This is a genomic window from Thioalkalivibrio paradoxus ARh 1, assembly GCF_000227685.2.
In the GTDB taxonomy this organism is placed as follows: domain Bacteria; phylum Pseudomonadota; class Gammaproteobacteria; order Ectothiorhodospirales; family Ectothiorhodospiraceae; genus Thioalkalivibrio; species Thioalkalivibrio paradoxus.
The window spans coordinates 3,224,736-3,245,409 of the sequence record NZ_CP007029.1 but is presented as its reverse complement, the minus strand read 5'-3'; the positions used below and the strand labels follow the sequence as shown (position 1 = coordinate 3,245,409).

At 67.5% G+C, this 20,674-nt stretch carries 22 protein-coding genes, 1 tRNA gene and 1 riboswitch; of the genes, 16 read left to right on the top strand and 7 right to left on the bottom strand.

Annotation, left to right across the window (positions count from 1 at the left end; translation table 11 throughout):
* Positions 1 to 243 precede the first annotated feature (243 nt).
* Positions 244 to 822: a helix-turn-helix domain-containing protein gene (locus THITH_RS14595; RefSeq protein ID WP_006747074.1), complete on the top strand. Its 579-nt coding sequence runs from the start codon at positions 244 to 246 to the stop codon at positions 820 to 822.
* A gap of 6 nt (positions 823 to 828) precedes the next feature.
* Here THITH_RS14595 and THITH_RS14590 read toward each other — a convergent pair whose 3' ends face one another.
* From THITH_RS14590 to THITH_RS18240, 4 genes are all read right to left on the bottom strand, one after another.
* Positions 829 to 1,029 carry a hypothetical protein gene (locus tag THITH_RS14590; protein WP_025367600.1) on the bottom strand — a complete coding sequence of 67 codons (201 nt, stop codon included), beginning with the start codon at positions 1,027 to 1,029 and terminating at the stop codon, positions 829 to 831.
* Between the two features lie 20 nt (positions 1,030 to 1,049).
* The gene (locus THITH_RS14585; RefSeq protein WP_006747076.1) at positions 1,050 to 1,274 is read right to left on the bottom strand and encodes a superinfection immunity protein; all 225 of its coding nucleotides are present in this window, start codon (positions 1,272 to 1,274) and stop codon (positions 1,050 to 1,052) included.
* Positions 1,274 to 1,480, bottom strand: a complete 207-nt coding sequence (locus tag THITH_RS14580; RefSeq protein ID WP_006747077.1) for a hypothetical protein — start codon at positions 1,478 to 1,480, stop codon at positions 1,274 to 1,276. The genes THITH_RS14585 and THITH_RS14580 overlap by 1 nt, the downstream gene beginning before the upstream one ends.
* 483 nt (positions 1,481 to 1,963) lie before the next feature.
* On the bottom strand, positions 1,964 to 2,608 hold the full coding sequence (locus THITH_RS18240) for an Lcl C-terminal domain-containing protein (RefSeq protein WP_156925533.1): 645 nt from the start codon (positions 2,606 to 2,608) through the stop codon (positions 1,964 to 1,966).
* A 724-nt stretch (positions 2,609 to 3,332) separates the two neighbouring features.
* Between THITH_RS18240 and THITH_RS14575 the strand changes: the two genes are divergently transcribed.
* Genes THITH_RS14575 through THITH_RS14565 form a run of 3 tightly spaced genes read left to right on the top strand, consistent with a single transcriptional unit; the run spans position 3,333 to position 4,058 of the window.
* The gene (locus THITH_RS14575) at positions 3,333 to 3,602 is read left to right on the top strand and encodes a hypothetical protein (RefSeq protein ID WP_006747080.1); all 270 of its coding nucleotides are present in this window, start codon (positions 3,333 to 3,335) and stop codon (positions 3,600 to 3,602) included.
* Between the two features lie 16 nt (positions 3,603 to 3,618).
* Complete coding sequence (locus THITH_RS14570; RefSeq protein WP_006747081.1) at positions 3,619 to 3,807, top strand: hypothetical protein; 189 nt, start codon at positions 3,619 to 3,621, stop codon at positions 3,805 to 3,807.
* Positions 3,804 to 4,058, top strand: coding sequence for a hypothetical protein (locus THITH_RS14565; RefSeq protein ID WP_006747082.1), 255 nt, complete (start codon positions 3,804 to 3,806; stop codon positions 4,056 to 4,058). The genes THITH_RS14570 and THITH_RS14565 overlap by 4 nt, the downstream gene beginning before the upstream one ends.
* Positions 4,059 to 4,242: 184 nt before the next feature.
* Here THITH_RS14565 and THITH_RS14560 read toward each other — a convergent pair.
* The 3 genes from THITH_RS14560 to dnaG all read right to left on the bottom strand — a co-directional run bounded on the left by THITH_RS14560 (position 4,243) and on the right by dnaG (position 8,317).
* Positions 4,243 to 4,318, bottom strand: a tRNA-Ile gene (locus THITH_RS14560).
* A gap of 48 nt (positions 4,319 to 4,366) precedes the next feature.
* Positions 4,367 to 6,229 carry an RNA polymerase sigma factor RpoD gene (rpoD, locus tag THITH_RS14555; RefSeq protein ID WP_006747083.1) on the bottom strand — a complete coding sequence of 621 codons (1,863 nt, stop codon included), beginning with the start codon at positions 6,227 to 6,229 and terminating at the stop codon, positions 4,367 to 4,369.
* A 303-nt stretch (positions 6,230 to 6,532) separates the two neighbouring features.
* Entirely contained in the window at positions 6,533 to 8,317 is a 1,785-nt protein-coding gene (gene dnaG / locus THITH_RS14550) for a DNA primase (RefSeq protein WP_006747084.1), read from the bottom strand.
* Between the two features lie 324 nt (positions 8,318 to 8,641).
* Positions 8,642 to 8,870, top strand: a riboswitch (cobalamin riboswitch).
* 40 nt (positions 8,871 to 8,910) lie between these two features.
* Between dnaG and THITH_RS14545 the strand changes: the two genes are divergently transcribed.
* From THITH_RS14545 to THITH_RS14490, 12 genes are all read left to right on the top strand, one after another.
* A complete protein-coding gene (locus THITH_RS14545; protein ID WP_006747085.1) occupies positions 8,911 to 10,701 on the top strand; it encodes a TonB-dependent receptor domain-containing protein in 1,791 nt (596 codons plus the stop codon).
* 161 nt (positions 10,702 to 10,862) lie between these two features.
* Positions 10,863 to 11,468 carry a cob(I)yrinic acid a,c-diamide adenosyltransferase gene (cobO, locus tag THITH_RS14540; protein WP_006747086.1) on the top strand — a complete coding sequence of 202 codons (606 nt, stop codon included), beginning with the start codon at positions 10,863 to 10,865 and terminating at the stop codon, positions 11,466 to 11,468.
* Positions 11,469 to 11,471: 3 nt separating this feature from the next.
* The gene (gene cbiB / locus THITH_RS14535) at positions 11,472 to 12,407 is read left to right on the top strand and encodes an adenosylcobinamide-phosphate synthase CbiB (RefSeq protein WP_006747087.1); all 936 of its coding nucleotides are present in this window, start codon (positions 11,472 to 11,474) and stop codon (positions 12,405 to 12,407) included.
* Entirely contained in the window at positions 12,391 to 13,410 is a 1,020-nt protein-coding gene (cobD, locus tag THITH_RS14530) for a threonine-phosphate decarboxylase CobD (protein ID WP_006747088.1), read from the top strand. Before cbiB ends, cobD begins: the two co-directional genes overlap by 17 nt.
* A gap of 100 nt (positions 13,411 to 13,510) precedes the next feature.
* Positions 13,511 to 14,989, top strand: coding sequence for a cobyric acid synthase (locus THITH_RS14525; RefSeq protein WP_006747089.1), 1,479 nt, complete (start codon positions 13,511 to 13,513; stop codon positions 14,987 to 14,989).
* Positions 14,986 to 15,513: a bifunctional adenosylcobinamide kinase/adenosylcobinamide-phosphate guanylyltransferase gene (gene cobU / locus THITH_RS14520; RefSeq protein ID WP_006747090.1), complete on the top strand. Its 528-nt coding sequence runs from the start codon at positions 14,986 to 14,988 to the stop codon at positions 15,511 to 15,513. The genes THITH_RS14525 and cobU overlap by 4 nt, the downstream gene beginning before the upstream one ends.
* A complete protein-coding gene (cobT, locus tag THITH_RS14515; protein ID WP_006747091.1) occupies positions 15,510 to 16,541 on the top strand; it encodes a nicotinate-nucleotide--dimethylbenzimidazole phosphoribosyltransferase in 1,032 nt (343 codons plus the stop codon). The genes cobU and cobT overlap by 4 nt, the downstream gene beginning before the upstream one ends.
* Entirely contained in the window at positions 16,538 to 17,113 is a 576-nt protein-coding gene (cobC, locus tag THITH_RS14510; RefSeq protein WP_006747092.1) for an alpha-ribazole phosphatase family protein, read from the top strand. Before cobT ends, cobC begins: the two co-directional genes overlap by 4 nt.
* Positions 17,114 to 17,295: 182 nt before the next feature.
* A complete protein-coding gene (gene cobS / locus THITH_RS14505) occupies positions 17,296 to 18,039 on the top strand; it encodes an adenosylcobinamide-GDP ribazoletransferase (protein ID WP_006747093.1) in 744 nt (247 codons plus the stop codon).
* On the top strand, positions 18,036 to 18,914 hold the full coding sequence (locus tag THITH_RS14500; protein WP_006747094.1) for a cobalamin-binding protein: 879 nt from the start codon (positions 18,036 to 18,038) through the stop codon (positions 18,912 to 18,914). The genes cobS and THITH_RS14500 overlap by 4 nt, the downstream gene beginning before the upstream one ends.
* Entirely contained in the window at positions 18,911 to 19,876 is a 966-nt protein-coding gene (locus tag THITH_RS14495) for a FecCD family ABC transporter permease (protein WP_006747095.1), read from the top strand. Before THITH_RS14500 ends, THITH_RS14495 begins: the two co-directional genes overlap by 4 nt.
* The gene (locus THITH_RS14490; RefSeq protein ID WP_006747096.1) at positions 19,873 to 20,670 is read left to right on the top strand and encodes an ABC transporter ATP-binding protein; all 798 of its coding nucleotides are present in this window, start codon (positions 19,873 to 19,875) and stop codon (positions 20,668 to 20,670) included. The genes THITH_RS14495 and THITH_RS14490 overlap by 4 nt, the downstream gene beginning before the upstream one ends.
* Positions 20,671 to 20,674 lie beyond the last annotated feature (4 nt).

Sequence of the window (20,674 nt, the reverse complement as noted above, 5' to 3'; positions counted from 1 at the left end):
TACTGACCACGTGTGCCGGTACTGCCTTGGGCGCGTCCTTGAAGGCCAGCGGGAGGACGGCAGCATCGTTGCCCGCTGTGCCGACTGTGGGGCCAGGGCCGAGGGCAGGCATGACAGCGTATGTTGCTGTGGTGCAGAGCTACCGAATGGCCGGCATGCTGGGCTTGCCTGCACGCAGAACGAGAACCCGACCCCGGAGCAGTCGGCCGAGATTGCAGTGATCTACGTTGGGGAGGATGTGCGATGCCGAGGCTGACGGCGGAACAGTGGTCCGAAGCACGGGCACTGCGGGAGGGCGCCGGACTCTCGCTGCGCGAAATCTCTGCCCGGATGAACGTGGACCGGGCTGCCGTATCCCGCCGTGCAAAGCGGGAACAGTGGGACAACGGGGCAAACCTGGCTGCGACCCTTCACCGGAAAGTCACGGAGAAGGTCACAGGGATCGTCAACCCGGCCGATCACAAAAAAACCGCTGCCGCCATCGACGCCGAGGCTGCCCGCCGTGCCGGAGTGATCGACAAGCACCGGGACGAACTCGAGGCCGCGCGGCAGATGGCCCTGGCCGCGAAGGAGAACCACCAGAACGTCGGGGAGCACCAGATCGCGGAGGCCATCAGGGATCCGATGGAGCGACAGCAGATACTGCTGGTCATGAAGCGCCGTGCCTTCGAGGACCTGAAGGCCGCGAAGATCCACGTCGAGACCTTGAAGTTGGTCCAGGACGGCGAGCGCAAAGCCTGGGGGCTGGATATGCCGGTGGACCTGAGTTCGCTGACCGACGAGCAGCTTGCAGCGCTGGCCGCCGGTCGCATGCCGGTCTGAAGGAGCCTACCCGAAGTCTCCCTCTCGGTCCTGGGCGGGCTTGGCGTCCTCGGTGTCCCCCGGCTGCTTCACCTTCGAGAGTTCCGCGTCGATCTCCTTGTCGATCGCGTCCACGTCCACCGCGTATTCCTCGGGGTCGACTTGGCCCATGATCTCCTTCATGCGCCGGTCCATGCTCTCGCTGACGCTGTCGATTGATCCACCCACTTTCTGTTCCTCCGCCTTCGTCATAGCCTCGGTTCTTTGCGCTCGTGCCAGGTGACGCGTGGCTCCGCCTCCGGTGGCCGGGTAAACGCCCAAACGAGCGCCGCGATCCAGCCGACCAGCGTCCAGCCAGCCACCAGATTAAGTATTCCGATCGCAAACGTATTGTGGTGCGACCGCAGCCGAGCCACGATCACCGGGATGAAGTAAATCACCACCAGCGTGCTCAGAATCGGGTAGTCCTCCATCACGCATCCCTCCGCTGTTCCATGAATTTCGCAACCCTGTCCTCCAGCGCGATTCCTTCGCCCTCCGGAACCTCCGCCCGGAACCGCTCGATCCCCTTGCCGATGGCGTCCACGTCGATGCCGTAGTCCGCACAGTCCACTTGGCCCATGATTCCCTTCGAGCGTCGGTCCAGGCTGGCGCTGTTACCGTCGATCGAGCTGCCCATGGCTGCCTTCGTCAGTGTGGTCCGTCAGGCTTGATTGTAGTTTCTACCCGGGTTCCGTGCAGGTTTCCGATGGTTTTCGTCAGGCTGGGAACGACGGGCCGCCGTGAGACCATGAGACCGTTCTGAGACTGCAGTGATACCAGACCCCCGATCCGGCGGGAGCGGGCTAAGGCCGGTGCCGAGAAGGCGAGGGCGAATCCTCTCGCATCCGTTGGGCGCCCACCAGTGGGCGACGGCCCAGAGGTTAAAGGTTCGGTCCGAACCTTAAAGCCCAAGCGAGGGGAGAACCGCGACTACATCCTGTCCAGGCTGGCCCGGGAGGCGAAAGGCGGTTCAAGGTTCGGTCCGAACCTTGAAGCCCGAGGAAAACGAAGTGGCGAATAGCCACTTTGTAAAGGGAAGCTGCAGGACCGGGGCGAACCAGTACACAGGCTAGGGGAGCAAACCTGACAATGTAAGGGCTGCATCTGCGCGGTCAAGAAATCACTGTCGGCCGCGCACAAGGCGAACGTGGCCGTGGCCGCTCCGGGTGCCGCTGAAACCATGGGCGCTGCCATGCCTGAAGCCCACGCGCCAGACGCTGTCCGAATAATAACTGTCATAGGGCGAAGCCGACCAGAAATTGCCCGTGGGAGTATTTGGAAACATATCCCAAAAAATAGTTGGACTTCGAGAGCCCGAAGGACATCTACCGCCTTCGGGATCAATAGGCGGTGTGCGCCTCGAACAGAAAACCAGGGTGCGTAGTTCGTCTATCGTTGGTACTCGCCAGTCCTTATATCCACCATAACCCCCAGCTTCGTTCATCAACTGAGGGAGCAATATAGCGTCATCCCAGTTATACCGAGAGGCTTGCCCTTGACAGGTATCACTCTGCGGATACCACGTTTGTCCTAAGCTACAGCGCATCCATTCAAGCCCGGTCACACGATCTACGGCGATCCCGCGATCTCGTCCCTTCACGCTATATCGCTGACTTGCTATTTCAAGTGCTGGTCTATCAGCTTCCAGTCGCTCTCGTTCACGCGCTTCACGCAGCGCGGCATCCGGGTCAAACGCAATAGCCTGCCCGCTGCCGATTCCCAAGACCATGATTAAGACGAACAAACAAGGGCGCTTGTTTTTCATTGGTTTCTTCTTATGGCTAAGGAAAATGAAGGATAGAAAATCCAATGTCCTTCACCGGAATATCCCTTCGCTCCCGGGGGCTGTCAAGTCGTAACGGAGGCCCTTCTTGGTAGCGGCTGCAGCCTATGCGGCCGAAATCGGCCCGCCAGGGGGGCAGACGGATTTTCGGTTGGGCTATGGGCGTGTCTGCGGAGAGCGGGCAAAGGGTGCAGCCCCGCGCGTAGGCGCAGGTTTAATTTCTGCTGGCATATTTCCGCGCCCTGTGCCATGCTGCAGGCATGGACAAGCGAAACCCGAAAGGCGCAGGCCGGAAACCCCGTCCCGAGGACTTGGTGAAACTCACCGTGCGGATACCGCGCGAGTGGGCCACCTGGCTGCGGGCGCGTCCTGAGCCGCAGGGTGACGCCATCACGAAGGGCCTGGAGTGCCTGAAGGAGAAGGAGACGAAGTAGACGTAGATGCGCCATCCGGCACCGCGCCAACGGTAACCGGATGACTTCCCACGACGGACACCTTAGGAGGCCACCGTCATGAGCACAGCAAGTCTAGCAGTCCGTCCGCGTTCCGTGGACGCATCCACCGAAGCCCATCCTGGCATCCGCTGGTGGAACGGCCTACCCGAGTCCGAGCGCAAGGACTAGCTGAAGCTGGCCAACAGCGCCGTGCCGGCCGATGCCTGGAAACTCCGCAACGACCTGATGCGCGGCATTCACGGCGGTGCGGCATGAACGCCCGTCTACGCCTGGCTCGAGCCTACCGCCACGGCTATTCCCGTGGCTGGTCGAACCTCGACATGGACCCGCCGCGCTCGTTGCGCTTGACCGACACCGAACGCACCGTCTACCGCGATGGCTGGGAATCCGGCCGCAGGGAGCGCCTGGAGATCCCGGTGGCGTTCCAGGTTCGGAAGGTCGCCACGTTCGCACCCGCAGCAAAAACGCCCGGCCCCTGCGGTAGCACCCGCTCGGACCGGGCTTCCCACACGGCAACCTGAGAAGGAGGAAGCCGACATGAGCACGAGCGAGCATACCCCAATCCCGCGGATCGACCCGATCAGCGCCCTCTGGGCTCGCGTCTACGAGGTCCGCGACCGATTCTATGCCGCGGTCGACGACCTGGACGTTCAAGCAGCCACCGAGCAGCGCATCCGCGCCGACGAACTCTACCAGGCCATCCGGACCCTGCGGGGTGCCGCATGAACGCCCCGCGCCTGGAAGCGGTGCCCACCGGCACGGACGAGTTCGAGCGGACGTATCACCAGGCCATGGGTCGCATCACAGCACTGACCGGGATCGTCGGCACCCTGGCCCGTGCGACCGCCCATAGCCCCGGGCGCGACGATGGCGAAACCTCGGACGCCTGCGCGCTCTACTGGCACCTGCGCGATGAGCTGGAATCCCTGAGCCTGGAAGTGCAGGAGCTTTCACGCAGGCGCCGCGACCCGGGCTGACCGGCTGCCGCTGATCCCGCCGAGCCTACCGACCCCGGCCGCTGTGCCGGGGTTTTTCGTGGGTGGGTTTGGTGGTGCCACCGCCAGAGCCGCGGACTTCCCGAAAGTGCTTACATGGTGCTTACACGGGAACTCCGGTATCTGGATGGAGGTTCCGGATGGAAACGTAAGCAATTGAAATGATTGGTGGGCCCGGCAGGACTCGAACCTGCAACCAAGAGATTATGAGTCTCCTGCTCTAACCATTGAGCTACAGGCCCGGAACGCGATGCGGCCCCGGTGGTTGTGACCACCGGGGCCGCTGCGGTTTACTCGATGTCCATATAGGAGCGGAGCAGCTCCGCGCGGGTCGGGTGGCGCAGCTTGCGCAGGGCCTTCGCCTCGATCTGGCGGATGCGCTCGCGGGTCACGTCGAACTGCTTGCCGACTTCCTCGAGGGTGTGGTCGGTGTTCATGTCGATGCCGAAGCGCATGCGCAGCACCTTGGCTTCGCGCGGGGTCAGCGTGGCCAGGATCTCGCGTGTGGCTTCGGAGAGCTTGGCTCGGGCCGCCGATTCGACCGGCGTCATCACCTTCTCGTCCTCGATGAAGTCGCCGAGATGCGAGTCCTCGTCGTCGCCGATCGGCGTCTCCATCGAGATCGGCTCCTTGGAGATTTTCATCACCTTGCGGATCTTGTCCTCGGGCATCTCCATGCGCTCGGCGAGTTCCTCGGGCGTCGCTTCGCGCCCCATCTCCTGCAGCATCTGCCGCGAGACCCGGTTCAGCTTGTTGATGGTCTCGATCATATGCACCGGGATGCGGATCGTGCGCGCCTGATCGGCGATCGAGCGGGTGATCGCCTGCCGGATCCACCAGGTCGCGTAGGTCGAGAACTTGTAGCCGCGCCGGTATTCGAACTTGTCCACTGCCTTCATCAGGCCGATGTTGCCCTCCTGGATCAGGTCCAGGAACTGCAGGCCGCGGTTGGTGTATTTCTTCGCGATCGAGATCACCAGGCGCAGGTTGGCCTCGACCATTTCCTTCTTCGCGCGCCGGGCCTTCGCCTCGCCGATCGACATCCGCCGGTTGATGTCCTTGATCTCGGCGATGCTGAGGTTCGCCCGCTTCTCGATCTCCAGCAGTTTTTTCTGCAGGCGCACGACTTCGTCGGCCACCTCGGCCAGCTGTTCGGTGTACTTGCCCTTGGCCTTCTGCGCCTGCGCGATCCAGTCGAGATTGGTTTCGTTCTTCGGGAACGAGTCGAGGAACACCTTGCGCGGCATGCGTGCCTGCGCCACGACCAGCTGCATGATCTGCCGCTCGTAGCGCCGGATCTTGCCAATGGTCGCGTGCAGGTTCGACGTCAGTTCGTCGACCACCCGCGGTACCAGCTTGAACTCCATGAAGTAGCGCGCGGTTTCCTCGCGTGCCCGGGTGTAGGCGTCGTAGTCCTTGCGCTGGCATGCCTCCTGAGCGGCGTTGTGCAGTTCCGCCAGCCGCGCGAAGCGCACGCGCGCCTCTTCGGGGTCCGGCCCGGTGTCCTCGACTTCCTCGTCGGAGTCGTCGTCGGTGTCGTCGGAGTCTTCGTCGCTGGTATCTGCGGAGGCGGAGGGCGGGGCCTCCGTCGCCGCGCCCGGTTCGGCCAATCCGCGTGCGACTGCCTCTCCGTCTCCGGCTTCCGGGTTGATGAACGACACCACCAGATCGGTCAGGCGGGTGTTGTTCTCGACCAGGCGCTGGTATTGCTCGAGCAGCTGGCTGATCGCGCTCGGATGATGCGCGAGCGCGAACAGAACCTGCATCAGGCCCTCTTCGATGCGCTTGGCAATGCGGATCTCGCCCTCGCGGGTCAGCAGTTCCACCGTCCCCATTTCGCGCATGTACATGCGCACCGGGTCTGTGGTGCGACCGAAATCGCTGTCCACGGCTGCGAGTGCCGCCACCGCGTCCTCGGCATCGTCGTCCGAGGAAACGCTGCCATCGGAGAGCAGCAGCGTGTCCGCGTCGGGGGCCTGTTCGTGCACCGCGATGCCCATGTCGTTGATCATCGCGATGATGTCTTCGATCTGATCGGAGTCGATGATCGAGTCCGGAAGGTGGTCGTTCACCTCGGTGTACGTCAGGTAGCCCTGCTCCTTGCCTCTGGCAATGAGCTCTTTGAGCTGTGACTGCTGCTCTTCCCGATTCATCGCGTCTGTGCTCCGAGGTAAATCGTCCAAAACCGAATAAGACAGTATAGCAGAGAATACTGATTTTGCAGTTGCTGCATCATGTGGTATGACAAGACTCGGGCTGTTGCACCCTGCCGCCAATGCCACTGCGAAACGGTCCTGCGCCACCGGTCGTTGCTCCATTGGCCGCGCTCCGGCCCGGTACGGCCAGCCGAGAAAGGGTCCGAAGCGCGTCGCGCGCGCTTTCCGCTTCAACGCACCCACATCCCGATAGTGGGGGAGACGCTCGGCATTTCAAGCTTGTTCCCCTGGCTGCATTCCTCAGTCGGGCCGGTCGGCGCTGCTCCGCTGCACCAGCCACTGCTGAAGACGCCGCAGCTCGTCGAGTTCCTGCGATTCCAGCGCGCGCCCGGTCGTCGCGAGCGCCCGTATGCGCGCCCGGCAATGCTCCTCGAACAGCCGTTCTGCGCTGTCGAGCGCAATTCGGCGGGAAAGTTCCGGTTCCTCGCCGTCCAGGGGCATGCCTGCGAGCACCGCCAGGCGCGGAAAAAACGTCTCGTCCCGAAATTGTTCGAGCAGCCGGGCGGTGGAAACGTTCGGGGTCTCGCCGATTCGGTCGATCATGGTCCCGAGGATTCCTGCGGCTCGCGTTCCGGTATCGGCCAGACGCAGGATTTCCGGCGTGTCCCAGCCCTGTTGCGGCAGCTGCAGGATCCGGGCCAGCAACGCTGCCCACAAGTGCCCGGATCCCGGCACGGGTTGAGGCTCTGCCCGGCGGGCCGGACGTTGCCTGGCAGGATCGGACGAGAGTCGGTTCCCGCCACCTTCGGGGTCGGCAGCCAGCATCGACTCGATCTGGTCGCGGGCGGTCTGGGTCCGTTCGGCCAGGAGTTCGAGCAGTTGGCCCTGGAAGAGTGGATCCTTCACCGTGCGGATCAGCGCGACACCGGCGTGCGCGCACTGGCTGCGGCCCTCGGCGGTCGCCAGCGGGTGGCGTTCCGACAGCAACTGCAGGAAGGTCTCCGACAGCATCCCCGCGGCGTCGAGGCGCTGTTGCCAGCTACGCAGGCCCTCGCGGCGGACCAGGCTGTCCGGGTCATCGCCTTCGGGCAGAAACAGCACGCGGATCTCGCGCAGGCCCTGGATCACGGGCAACGCCTGCTCGATGGAACGCCAGGCCGCGCGCCGCCCGGCGGCGTCGCCGTCGAAACACAGAACCAGCCGCGGTACCTGCCGGAACAGCAGGTCCAAGTGGTCGCGGGTCAGGGCTGTCCCCATGCAGGCCACGGCTCGCCGGAAGCCAGCGCGGGCCAGGCCGACCACGTCCATGTAACCCTCGGTCACGACCAGTTCGGACAGCCGAGTCTCGGCCTTGCGGGCCTCGAACAGTCCGTAGACGGTATGCCCCTTGTGAAAGACCGCCGATTCCGGGCTGTTCAGGTATTTCGGCTCCCCCGCAGCGATCAGCCGCGCGCCGAAGCCGGTCACCCGGCCGCGGCGGTCCCGGATCGGGAACATGATCCGTGCCCGGAAGCGGTCGCGCAGGCGGCCATCGTCGCGGCGCAAGACCAGGCCGGCGGCCACCAGGGTGTCGGTGTCGAAGCGCCCGCGCAGGGCTTGGGCAAGGCTGTTCCCGTCCGGTGCCCAGCCGAGCGCGTAATCCCGCGCGGTTGCGCCGTCGATGCCACGACCCTCCAGATAGTCGATCGCTGCGCGGTTGCCTTTCAGCTGTTCGCGGTAGAACGTTGCGGCTGCCTCCAGTGCATCCAGCAGGTGGCCGGTGGGGTCGCGTCCCGCCGGATCCGCCTCGCGCGGGACCTCCAGGCCGGCCCATTCGGCGAGCTGACCGACCGCTTCGGGAAAGCTGAGGTTCTCGTGTTCCATCAGGAAGCTGATCGCGGTGCCGTGGGCCCCGCAGCCAAAGCAGTGATAGAACTGCTTGCGCGGAGACACATAAAACGAAGGCGTCTTCTCGCTGTGAAACGGGCAGCAGGCAGCGAACTCGCTGCCTGCCTTCTTCAGCGGTACGTAGCGCTGGATCAGTTCGACCACGTCGGTGCGTTCGAGCAGGTCGTCGATGAATGCCTGTGGAATCAGTCCTGCCATGGCGATCGAGGTCGTCGGTACGGTCCAAACGGGGGCGGTCAGCTCCTTCCATGATCGCACGGTCAATCCCCCGCCGGGTGGCTTGTGTCGGCGCAGATTCGCGCTCCGGCCCTGGCCGGGCCGGCATCGGGCATCGCCTTGGTCGGCCCGGCAGCGCTGCGGCGCGACCCGCGCACGAGTCCGGCGGCGCGCCTCGCTCGCCGCAGCCGGTGCTGCCGGAGGGGGACGCTCCGCCACGGGCCGTCGGCGTTGCGCCGGCAACAGCCGCGCCCCTATACTCCGCCGCGCTGCTACCCCTGCCGCCGCTGCGTCCGGCGCACGGGTGGCAGCAAACACGTTTCGGGTGCCCCGGTGAGCGAATCGGGGTTAAACGGGAAACAGGTGCCGGAGCCACACGCGTTCCGAAGGCCTGTGCTGCCCCCGCAACGGTAAGCGTCTGGCTCCCGCATCACACAGCCACTGTCCTCTTCGGGGATGGGAAGGCGATGCGGGACGGCCTGGAGTTTCAGGCAATGGCGCGAGCCCGGATACCGGCCCGAACGACATTCACCCTTTCACCGAATGCGTGCGGGCGGCGCGCAGGAGCCATAATCATGAAAATCCGCAGATTTCCGGTCGCCACCGTGCTGGCCGGCGTGACCTTCGTTTCTTCTGTCCCCGCGGTGCTGGCCACCGAACTCGAACCGATCATCGTGACGGCCACTCGCACTGCGCAGACCGTGGATGAATCGCTGTCGGCAGTCACCGTGATCGAGCGTGAGGAGATCGAGCGCCTGCAGCCGGCGCAGTTCGCCGACCTGCTGCGCAATCGCGCCGGCATCAGCGTGGCGGACACCGGCCCGTTCGGCAAGACGACGGGCGTGTTCCTGCGCGGAACCAATTCCGACCACACGCTGCTGCTGGTCGACGGCGTGCGTATGGGGGCGGCCACGGTGGGGGGCGCGTCCTGGCAGTTCCTTTCGCCTTCGGAGATCGAGCGCATCGAGATCGTGCGCGGCCCCCGCGCCAGCGTCTATGGCGCCGATGCGATCGGCGGCGTGATCCAAGTGTTCACCCGCAAGGGCGCGGAGGGCCCGCCGCGCTTCAACGCCTACAGCCGCATCGGCTCGTTCAACACCCGCGAAGCCGGTGCCGGGGTACAGGGCGGTGATGCGCACACGCGTTACTCTTTGTCGGCCACCCATCAGGCCACCGATGGCATCAACGTGCGCGACGAGGTCGGCGACGACGACCGGGACGGCTTTCGCAACACCTCGGTGGCCAGCCAGCTGAGCCACCGGTTCGATAACGGACTGGAACTGTTCGGCAACCTGCTGCGTTCGCAGGGGCGCACGGAATTCGATGGCTTCGAGGACGAAACCGATTTCGTGCATCAGGCGCTGCGCGCCGGCGTACGCGGCGATCTGACCGAGACCTGGCACAGCGAATTGACGATCGGCCAGAGCCGCGACGAGCACGATAATTTCGGGCAGGGGCAATTCTCCTCGCGGTTCGACACCCGCCGCGACATGGCCGACTGGCGCAACGACCTGATGCTCGGGGAATCGCTGCTGTGGACCGTCGGGCTGGACTGGCAGCAGGATCGCGTCGAGAGCAGCGTCGATTTCGACGAGACCCGCCGCTATAACCGGGCGGTTTACCAGGTCCTGCAGGCAGAACTGGGACGGCACGATCTGCAGGGCAGCCTGCGCCACGACGACAACGAGGCCTACGGCGGCAACACCACCGGCCAGGTGGCCTGGGGGTTCAGGCTGACCGAAAACCTGCAAAGCCGGGCCTCCTACGGCACGGCTTTCAAGGCGCCCACGTTCAACGAGCTGTACTGGCCCGGTGACGGCAATCCCGATCTCGATCCGGAAAAGTCCGAGACCTTCGAGGCCGGGCTGCGCTATGTGCACCAGGCGCTGTACTGGGATGCAGCCTTGTTCCAGACCGATGTGCGCAAGCTGATTAGCGGCTGGCCGCCGGTCAACATCGATGAGGCCCGCATCCGGGGGCTGGAACTGGAAACCGGTTGGCATCTGGCCGACTGGCATGGTGCGGCGGCGCTGACGCTTCTCGATGCCGAGGACCGCGATACCGGCAACGAGCTGGCGCGCCGACCACGCGCGAGCCTGCGTCTGGATCTCGACCGCCAAATCGGCGATTTCAGCGTCGGCGGCACCGTGCTCGCGCGCGGGCGCAGCTTCGACTACGACTGGATGGGGAATGCCGAACGCCTGGCCGGGCACGCTCTGCTGAACCTGCGCGCGTCCTGGCAGCTGGCCCCGCAATGGTCGCTGCGCGCGACGCTCGACAACATCACGGACAAGGACTACCAGACCGCAGCCGGTTTCAACCAGCCTGGCCGGGCGGCCTACCTGTCGGTCCACTTCCAGCAGTAGCGGGCCGGATTTCCGGGCCGGCACTGTCCTCGGCCCGGATCGGGTTTGCGCGAGACCGCGCCGGCCATCATCGTGGGATTGTCACAGTTGCGTCGCCCGCGCTAGAAACCGCAGCCGCGAGAGATGGATCGCGGCACCACATCGGCACAGGATCGACCACCATGACCCAAGACGACCGCGATCAGCGTCATCGCCAGCGCATGGAGCGCAAGAAGACCGTGATCGACGAGCAGATCCGCAAGGCTACCGACGAGCGCGGCCTGCTGCTCGTGCTCACCGGAAACGGCAAGGGCAAGTCCAGCTCCGCCTTCGGCATGGTGGCCCGCGCCCTGGGCCATGGCCTGAAGGTCGGTGTCTGCCAGTTCCTGAAAAGCCGCCGGGATACCGGCGAAGAGGCCTATTTCAACCGTGATCCGGGCGTCGACTGGCATGTGCTCGGTGACGGTTTCACCTGGGACACCCAGGACCGCAGCCAGGATATCGCCACCGCCGAGCGCGGCTGGGCAGTGGCCGAGGCCATGTTGTCCGACTCCGGTTGTCAACTGGTGGTGCTGGACGAGCTGACCTACCTGCTGAGCTATCGCTACCTGGACAGCGGCAAGGTGCTCGAGGCCATCCGCCGGCGTCCGCCGATGCAGCACGTGGTGGTGACCGGCCGTGGCGCTTCCGACGCGCTGATCGAACTGGCCGATACCGTCACCGAGATGCGCGATGTCAAACATGCCTTTCGCGCCGGGGTCAAGGCGCAGCCGGGCGTCGATCTCTGATCCATGCTGCTGCTCTGGCTTTCGACTGTCTCGGCGGTGCTGCTCGATGGCCGGTGGGGCGAGCCGGGGCGGTTCCATCCGCTGGTCGGATTCGGCCGGCTCGCCGACTGGTTCGAAGCCCGATTGAACCGCCCCCGGGCATCCCGACGGTTCCGGCAGGCCCGGGGCGGGCTGGCGGTGGTGCTGCTGGTCGTGCCGGCGACGGCCCTGACCTTCTGGCTGGCCGGCCTGCCCATCATCGGGCCACTGTTCGGCATCCTGGTGCTGTACCTGGCACTGGGTCACCGCAGCTTGGCCGAGCATGCCCGGCCGGTGGCCGAGGCCCTGGCCCACGGCGACGCAGCCGCCGCCCGTCAACAGGCCGGCATGCTGGTCAGCCGTGACCTCGAGGCGATCGACCCGGCGCCTGCCACCATCGAATCGGTGCTGGAAAACGGCCACGATGCGGTCTTCGGCGCCTTGTTCTGGTTCGTGCTGCTGGGGCCCGCCGGCGCGGTGCTGTTCCGGCTGGGCAATACGCTGGATGCGCTCTGGGGCTATCGCACCTCCCGCTACCGCGACTTCGGACGGATCGCCGCCCGCCTCGACGATCTCCTGGGTTATCTGCCGGCCCGCCTGACGGCCCTGAGCTATGCCCTGGTCGGAAATACCCGCCAGGCCCTGCGCTGCTGGCGAACTCAGGGTGGGCGGTGGAAAAGCCCGAATGCCGGCCCGGTGATGGCCGCCGGGGCAGGGGCGTTGGGCCTGCAGCTCGGCGGACTCGCGCGCTACCAGGGGCAATGGCAGCGGCGTGCCGATCTCGGCGAGGGCCGCCGGCCCGCCGGACCCGACATCGAACGGGCGCTCGGGCTGGTCCGACGCTCCCTGCTGCTGTGGCTGGCGGCACTGACGTTCGCGACCCTGCTGGTCGAGGTGGGCGGTCATGTCGGGAATGCCTGAGGCCACGCGTCTCCACCACGGCGGCAGACTGCGCGAGGCCGCGATCCGGTACCGCCTGGCATCGGAACACTGGCTGGATCTGTCCACCGGCATCAATCCCAACGGCTGGCCGGTGCCGTCGATTCCACCGGAATGCTGGTTGCGCCTGCCCGAGGACGAGGACGGGCTGATCGAGATCGCCGCCGGCTATTACGGCGCCGATCCCGGACATCTGCTGGCGGTGGCCGGCTCGCAGGCGGCCATTCAGGCGCTGCCGCGGCTGCGGCCGGCCTGCCGGGTCGGGATCCCGATCCCCGGCTATGCCGAGCACGCCCATGCCTGGCGCGCCTGCGGTCACCAGATCCTGCCCCTGGCACCGGAAAACCCGGCCGACGCACTCGACCGGCTCGATGTCCTCCTGCTCATTCATCCCAACAATCCGACCGGTACCACCTACCGCCGCGAACACCTATTGGACTGGCAGGCGCGACTCGCCGAGCGCGGCGGCTGGCTGGTGGTGGACGAGGCGTTCATCGACGCCGACCCGCGCCAGAGCCTGGCGCCCGACACCGGCCGGCCGGGCCTGTTCGTACTGCGCTCGCTGGGCAAATTCTTCGGGCTGGCCGGCCTGCGCGTGGGGGTCGTGATGGGCGAGAAGCCTGTATTGCAACGACTCGATGCCTTGCTGGGCCCCTGGGACGTGTCCCATCCGGCCCGTCATGTCGCCCGCCTGGCCCTGGGCGACGAGGCCTGGCAGCGCGGCAATCGGCGGCGTCTGGCCGAGCAGGGCGCGCGCCTTGCCCGGCTTCTCGCGCAACACCAGCTCGCCCCGGCGGGCGGCACCGCGCTGTTTCAGTGGGTTTGCGATGAGCATGCGGTCGCGCTGCACGAGGCGCTGGCCTGCCGCGGGATCCTCACCCGGCGGTTCGATACGCCATGCAGCCTGCGTTTCGGGCTGCCGCCCGACGAGGCGGGCTGGCGACGCCTGGCGACGGCGCTGGACGAGGTCGCCGCGCGTGCATGACGGGACTCGCCACGCAGGTGCCGCGGGCTCGCGTGCGGCGTTCCGTGCAGCCCAATGCAACACGGTGTCCGCGGGTGGCCCAACGAGCGGCGGCCACCTGATGATCCAGGGCACGCATTCGGATGCCGGCAAGAGCATGCTGGTAACCGCGCTGTGTCGCGCGCTGCATCGGCGCGGTCTGAAGGTGGCGCCGTTCAAACCCCAGAACATGGCGCTCAACAGCGCGGTCACCGTCGACGGCGGCGAGATCGGCCGCGCGCAGGCGGCCCAGGCCCGCGCCTGCGGTCTCGAACCGCACAGCGACATGAACCCGGTGCTGCTCAAGCCCACCACCGACCGGGCCGCGCAGGTCATCCTGCGCGGCCAGGCGATCGGCACGCTGGATGCGGTCGCCTACCACGACTACAAGCGTCGGGCCCGCGAGGCGGTACTCGCCGCCTGGGCCAGCCTGACCAGCCGGTTCGATCACCTGATCGTCGAAGGCGCGGGCTCGCCTGCCGAGATCAATCTGCGCGAGCACGACATCGCGAACATGGGTTTTGCCGAGGCGGTGGATTGCCCGGTGATCCTGCTGGCAGACATCGACCGCGGCGGCGTCTTTGCGCACGTCGTGGGCACGCTCGCGCTGCTATCCGGCAGCGAGCGGGAGCGCATCGTCGGGGTTGTGATCAATCGCTTCCGGGGCGATCGGTCGTTGCTGCAACCGGGGCTGGACTGGCTGGAGAACGAGACCGGCAAGCCGGTACTGGGCGTGTTGCCCTACCTGCAGGATCTCCACCTCGAGGCCGAGGATGCCCTGCCGACGCGGAACAGCCCAGCCGATGCCGCCGCCGGCCCGATGCTGCGGGTCGCGGTGCCGGTACTGCCGCGCATCAGCAACCATACCGACCTCGATCCACTGCGCCTGCATCCGGCCGTCGAACTCGTCTGGGTACGGCCGGGCAGGCCCCTGCCACCGGCGGACCTGCTGATCCTGCTCGGCTCCAAGGCCGTTCGTGCCGATCTCGCGGCGTTGCGCGAACAGCGCTGGGACCGGGATCTGCTGCGTCATCTGCGCTATGGCGGCAAGCTGATCGGCATCTGTGGCGGCTATCAGATGCTGGGCCGGACGATCCGCGACCCCGAAGGCATCGAGGGCGTTCCAGGCTTCAGTCCGGGCCTGAACCTGCTGCCGCTGGACACCACGCTGACGCCGGAAAAGCGGCTTCGCCGTGTTCGGGGCAGGCTCGCGCTGGGCGATGCGCCCCTGGAAGGCTACGAGATCCATGCCGGCGTCACCACGGTGCTGGCGCCGGGTCAGCCGGCGGTCGAGCTGGCCCATGGGCCCGACGGGCTGATCAGCGCCGACGATCAGATTCTGGGCAGCTATGTCCACGGCCTGTTCGACCATCCGCAGGCCTGCGTCGCACTGCTCGACTGGGCCCGATCGCAGCCAACGGATCGGTCGCAGCCGATCGCCGGTACCGGGTGCGCGCCGGATATCCGCGCGGTGCGCGAGCGCGATCTGGAGCGGCTGGCCGATATGGCCGAGGCCCACCTGGACATGTCGACAATCCTTTCGCTACTGGAGGTCCGATGAGAACCCTGGTACTGGGCGGTGCCCGCAGCGGCAAGAGTGCCCTGGCCGAACGCATCGCCGCCGACTCCGGCCTGCCGGTGACGGTGATCGTGACCGCGGAGATCCACGATCCGGAGATGGCCGAACGCGTCGCCCGCCACCGCGCAAACCGCCCCGGGCACTGGCAGACGATCGAGGCGCCGCGTGCGCTGGCTGCGGCGCTCGAGGCGCAGGCGCGCGAGGATCGGCTTCTGGTCATCGACTGCCTGACCCTCTGGTTGAGCAATCTGATGCTGGATCATGACACGCGCCGCGTCGATGTCGAACGCGGCGCGCTGCTGGCGGTTCTGACCGATCTGCCCGGCCGGATCGTGTTCGTCGCCAACGAAGTCGGCCTGGGAATCGTGCCCGAGAATCGGCTTGCCCGGCAGTTTCGCGACCAGGCCGGGCGTCTCAACCAGGCGCTGGCGGCCCGCTGCGACGAAGTGTTGTTCGTCGCCGCCGGCTTGCCGCTGACGCTCAAGGGCCAGGGGGCGGGCTCATGAAACCCGCCGGCAAAGACCTCGAGGCCCTGGAAGCCGCGCGCCAGCGCCAGTGCCGCCTGACCAAGCCGCGCGGCGCGCTGGGTGAGCTCGAGCAGATCGCGATCCGGCTGGCCGGCATCCAGGGCCGTGAATGCCCTGAGATCCACCGTCCCTGGATCACGGTATTCGCTGGCGACCACGGGGTGGTGGCAGAAGGCGTCTCCGCATTCCCGCAGGCAGTGACGGGCCAGATGATCGTCAATTTCGCGCAGGGTGGCGCGGCCATCTCGGTACTGGCCGAGCAGACCGGATCCCGGCTGGAAGTGGTCGATGTCGGCAGCCTGCTGCCCGACGGCGAGTACCTTGGCGTGCGCCGCGAGCGGGCCGGCCCCGGAACCGCCAACTTCACCCGGGATCCGGCGATGACCGCAACCCAGCTGGGCCAGGCGCTGGCCAGCGGCGGGCGCGCGGTCCACCGTGCCCGGGAGGCCGGGGCGGACCTGTTCGTGGCCGGTGAAATGGGCATCGGCAATACCACGGCGGCCACCGCCCTGGCCTGCGCCCTGCTCGACCAGCCCCCCGAGGCGCTGACCGGCCCCGGCACCGGCCTGGACGCACCCGGCGTGGCACACAAGGCCGAGGTGATCCGGCGTGCGCTGTTCCGGCACCGCGACGCGCTGACCGATCCCCGGGAAATCCTGCGTCACCTGGGTGGATTCGAGATCGCGGCGATGACCGGTGCCTATCTCGCCTGCGCGGAACGGCGCATGCCGGCGGTGATCGACGGCCTGATCAGCAGCGTCGCCGCGCTGATCGCCGAACGCGTTTCCCCCGGTGCCAGCCAGTGCTGGCTGCTGGGTCACCGGTCCGCCGAACCCGCCCATCGCGATGTGCTCGCTGCCCTCGGTGGCCGCCCGCTGCTGGACCTCGGCATGCGCCTGGGCGAGGGCTCCGGCGCGGCCGCCGCGATTCCCCTGATCCAACTGGCCTGTGCCCTGCATCGGGACATGGCAACCTTCGACGAAGCCGGCGTGGCCAGCGGCAGATGAATGTGACCCTGCTCCGCCATGGCGCGACCGCACGCCCCGGGGTCTATGCCGGGCGGCTCGATGTGCCCCTTGCCGCGGCCGGCCGGGCGGCGATGTGGCAGGCCACCCGGGGGCTGCAGGTCCAGCGCGTCGTCAGTTCACCCCTGTCGCGCTGCCGGCTTTTCGCCGAGGCCCTCGCGGAGCGGCACGGTTGGCCGCTGACCGTCGAACCGGCGTGGCGGGAGATGGATTTCGGAGACTGGGAAGGCCGGACCGCAGCCGAGATTCTCGCGCAGGCACCCGAGGCGTTGGAGGCCTTCTGGCGCGATCCCGAGACCCACGCCCCGCCCGGCGGCGAAGGGCTGGCGGACCTGCGCCGCCGCGTGCTCGCCGCCTGGGAGCGCCGGCCGCGTGATGCCGACCTGCTGATCATCACCCATGGCGGACCGATGCGCCTGTTGTTCCAGCACCTGCTGGGCCTGCCCTGCGAGTCCCTGTGGCGGCTGGAACTGCACCCGGCGGCGAGAATCGATTTCGTGCTCGATGAAGTCGGGGCACGCCTGACGCAGTTCGATTGCGGGAAGGGGCATTGAACGATGGTCCGGGGTGCAGAACGGGCGGGGTGCTTCGGCTCGGAACCGCCGTTCGGGGCCGGTTGCAAGCCGCGCATGGCCCTGATATCCGCCGTGTGTCTCCCGCGTCTGCGCGCGGTCGAGCGCTGGGCTATCGGCGTGCGTCGGGCGCAATCGGCGCACCGCGGCCGGCGAGCGCGGCGATGAACCCTCTGGTCCGCGAGGCCCGCCGCCTGGTATTGGCGAGCCAGTTCCTGACCCGGCTGCCGGCCCCCCGGCTCCGGAACGTATCCGAAGCCGAACTGCTCGCGAGCACCCACTGGTTCCCGCTGGTGGGGCTCGTCATCGGCGCGCTGATGGCGGCGGCGGGGTTCGCGGGCAGCATGCTCGATCCCTGGCTGGGCGCGCTGGCCGTGCTGACGCTGGGCGTCTGGATCACCGGCGCGCTGCACCTGGACGGCCTGGCCGACGTGACCGATGGACTCGGCGCCGCCCACGGTCGTCCGGAGCGTCAGCTGGAGGCGATGCGCGACCCACATATCGGCAGCCTGGGGGCGGTCGCGGTGACGCTGCTGCTGGCCGGCAAACTGGTGCTGCTGATGCTGCTGCTGCGCGAAGGCCAATGGCTGGCGCTGCTGCTGGTACCCGCCTGGGCGCGGCTGGGCACGTTGTACTGGGTGGCCACGGTGCCGCCGCTGGCCGCCGGCATGGGCGAGCGCTTCGCGTGGCGCTCGCGGCGGCTGCCGATGCTGGCCTGGCTGATTCTGCTGGCGCCCCTGTCGTGGTGGCTGTCCCCCTGGCTGCTGCTCGCGCCCGGGGTCATGTTGGCCTGGGCGGCTTTCCTGCGCCACCGCGTCGGCGGCATGACCGGGGACGGTCTGGGCGCTGGCGTGGAACTGACCGAGGTGGCCCTGTTGCTGATTCTCGTCGTGGGGGCATTGTGGTGAGGACCGCCGGCTCACTGCTCGTCGCTCTGCTGGTGCTGCTGGCGAGCCCGGCCGCGCCAGCGGCCGATCACTGTGCCACCGGGGTCGACGGTGACCGGCTCTGTCTGCCCGCTCCGGCGCAGCGGATCGTGAGTCTCGCGCCGCATCTTACCGAGATGCTGTTCGCGGTCGGTGCCGGCGAGCGGGTCGTCGGCGCCGTGGCCTATAGCGACTATCCCGAGGCTGCCCGGGAGATCCCCGAGATCGGCGGCTACCGGGGGCTGGACCTGGAACGCATCGTCCGCCTGCAGCCGGATCTGGTCGTGGCCTGGGCCGATGGCAATCTACCGGCCGATCTCGAACGGCTGGAGCGCCTGGGCCTGACGGTTTTTTCGACCCCCGGCCGCAGCTTCCAGGACGTGCCGAAGACCCTGCGCCAGTTGGGCCGCCTGACCGGCGGGGAGTCGCAGGCCGACGCCGCAGCCGACGATTTCGTGTCACGGCTGGAGTATTGGACCGCCCGCTACCGGGATCCGCCGCGTCTGAAGGGGTTTTTCGAGATCTGGCCGAGCCCGCTGGTGACGGTCGGCCCCCGGCATTACATCAGCGAGGCGATGGATCGCTGCGGCATCGACAATATCGTCACCGACGGACTGGGCGATACCCCGACCTGGAGCGAAGAGGCCGTCGTTCGTGCCGCACCGGACCTGATCATCACCTCACCCCCGGCCCGCGACCTTGATCGCTGGCGTCGCTGGCAGGACCTCCCCGCTGCCCGGTTCGACGGCCTGCTCGTGCTGCCCGCAGACGTGCTGATGCGCGCGGGTCCGCGGCTGGTCGACGGCCTGCAGGCCCTGTGCGAGATGGCCGACCAGGTGCGGGAACGGCAACCGTGAACACCGTGCGGCAGCGCCTGTTCGGCGTGGTGCTTCTGGCCTCGATCGCCGCGTGTCTGCTGGCGATCAACCTGGTGTGGGGGAGTTCCGGCTGGGTCTGGCCGCTGGGTCCCGACGCGGCAGTGGAGCGCGTGATCCTGGTGGAACTGCGCCTGCCGCGGGCATTGGCGGCGCTGGCCGCTGGCGGGCTGCTGGGACTGGCCGGTGCCCTGGTCCAGGTGCTGACCCGCAACCCGCTGGCCGACCCGTTCATTCTCGGTATTTCGGGCGGGGCCGCGGTCGGGGCCCTGCTGGCGATCCTGCTGGGCGGGCCACTGCTGGCCCAGCACCTGGGCGCGGCGGTCGGTGCCTTTGCCGCATTGGCCCTGGTGCTCGGCCTGGCGCGCGGCGAGCACGCCTGGACGGGCCACCGCCTGCTGCTGACGGGCGTGGTGCTGGCTTCGGCGCTGGGTGCTGTCGTCACTCTGCTGCTGGCAATCGCGCCGGACAGGGCCCTGCGCGGAATGCTCTTCTGGCTGATGGGGGACCTCTCTGCCGCTCCGGGGCCCTGGATCGCGCTGGTCGGGCTGGCCGTGCTGGCCCTGCTGACCCTGCCGCTGGCCCGCGACTTGAACATCCTGACCCGCGGTGAACTGGCAGCCGCCTCGCTGGGGGTCAGCGTCGGCAGCCTGCGCTATCTGGCCTATCTGGGCGCGGCGGTGGCGACCGCGTTGGCGGTGATCACGGCCGGTACCATCGGCTTCGTGGGCCTGCTGGCGCCCCACCTGGCGCGGCTGATCGTGGGCACCGACCATCGGGCGGCGCTGCCGGCCGCGGTACTGCTCGGCGGCAGCCTGGTGTTGCTCGCCGACCTGATCGCGCGCGTGGTGATCGCGCCGCAGCAGCTGCCGGCCGGCTCCGTGTTGGCGCTGATCGGTGCGCCGATGTTCCTGTATCTACTGCACCGGGCCCAGCGTCCATGACCGGGTCGGCCTGCCTGAGCCTGCGCGATCTGGTGGTCGACATCCCGGGCCGGGCCGATTCGTCGCCGCAGGATTGGAACGTGTTCCCGGGCGAATGCTGGGCCATCCTGGGTCCGAACGGCACGGGCAAGACCACGCTGCTGCACACGCTGGCCGGGTTGAAGGCGCCGCGGGCCGGCGAGGTGCAGCTGTTCGGCCAGAGCATCGGCCAACTGCCCCGCCGTCTGGTGGCGCGCCGGCTTGGACTGGTGTTCCAGCAGCGCCAGGACGAGTTTCCCGCCACCGTGCTGGAACTGACGCTGATGGGACGGCATCCCTATCTTTCGCGCTGGGAGGTGGAGTCGCCGCGGGATGTGGAACTGGCGCGCCAGGCGCTGGCCCGGGTCGGTCTCGCCGGTATGGAACAGCGGGCGGTGGCAACGCTCTCCGGAGGCGAACGCCAGCGGCTGGCGATCGCGACGGTACTCGCGCAGGATCCGGCGGTGTGGCTGCTGGACGAACCGACCAACCACCTGGACCTGCACCACCAGATCGCGGTGCTGGATCTGATCCGCGAAAAGCAGCGGCAGCGCCGCGGCATCGTGCTCACGCTGCACGATGTGAATCTGGCGGTGCGTTACTGCAGCCACCTGCTGCTGCAGTATCCCGACGGCCAGGCCTGCTGGGGTCCGACCGCCGGGATGCTGGTGCCGGAGGCGCTCGAGAAACTCTACAACCAGCCGCTGACCCGGGGCGAGATCGACGGCTACCCGGTGTTTCTGCCCCGACTCGGCAGCGGAACGAACCTGGTCTGAGCCG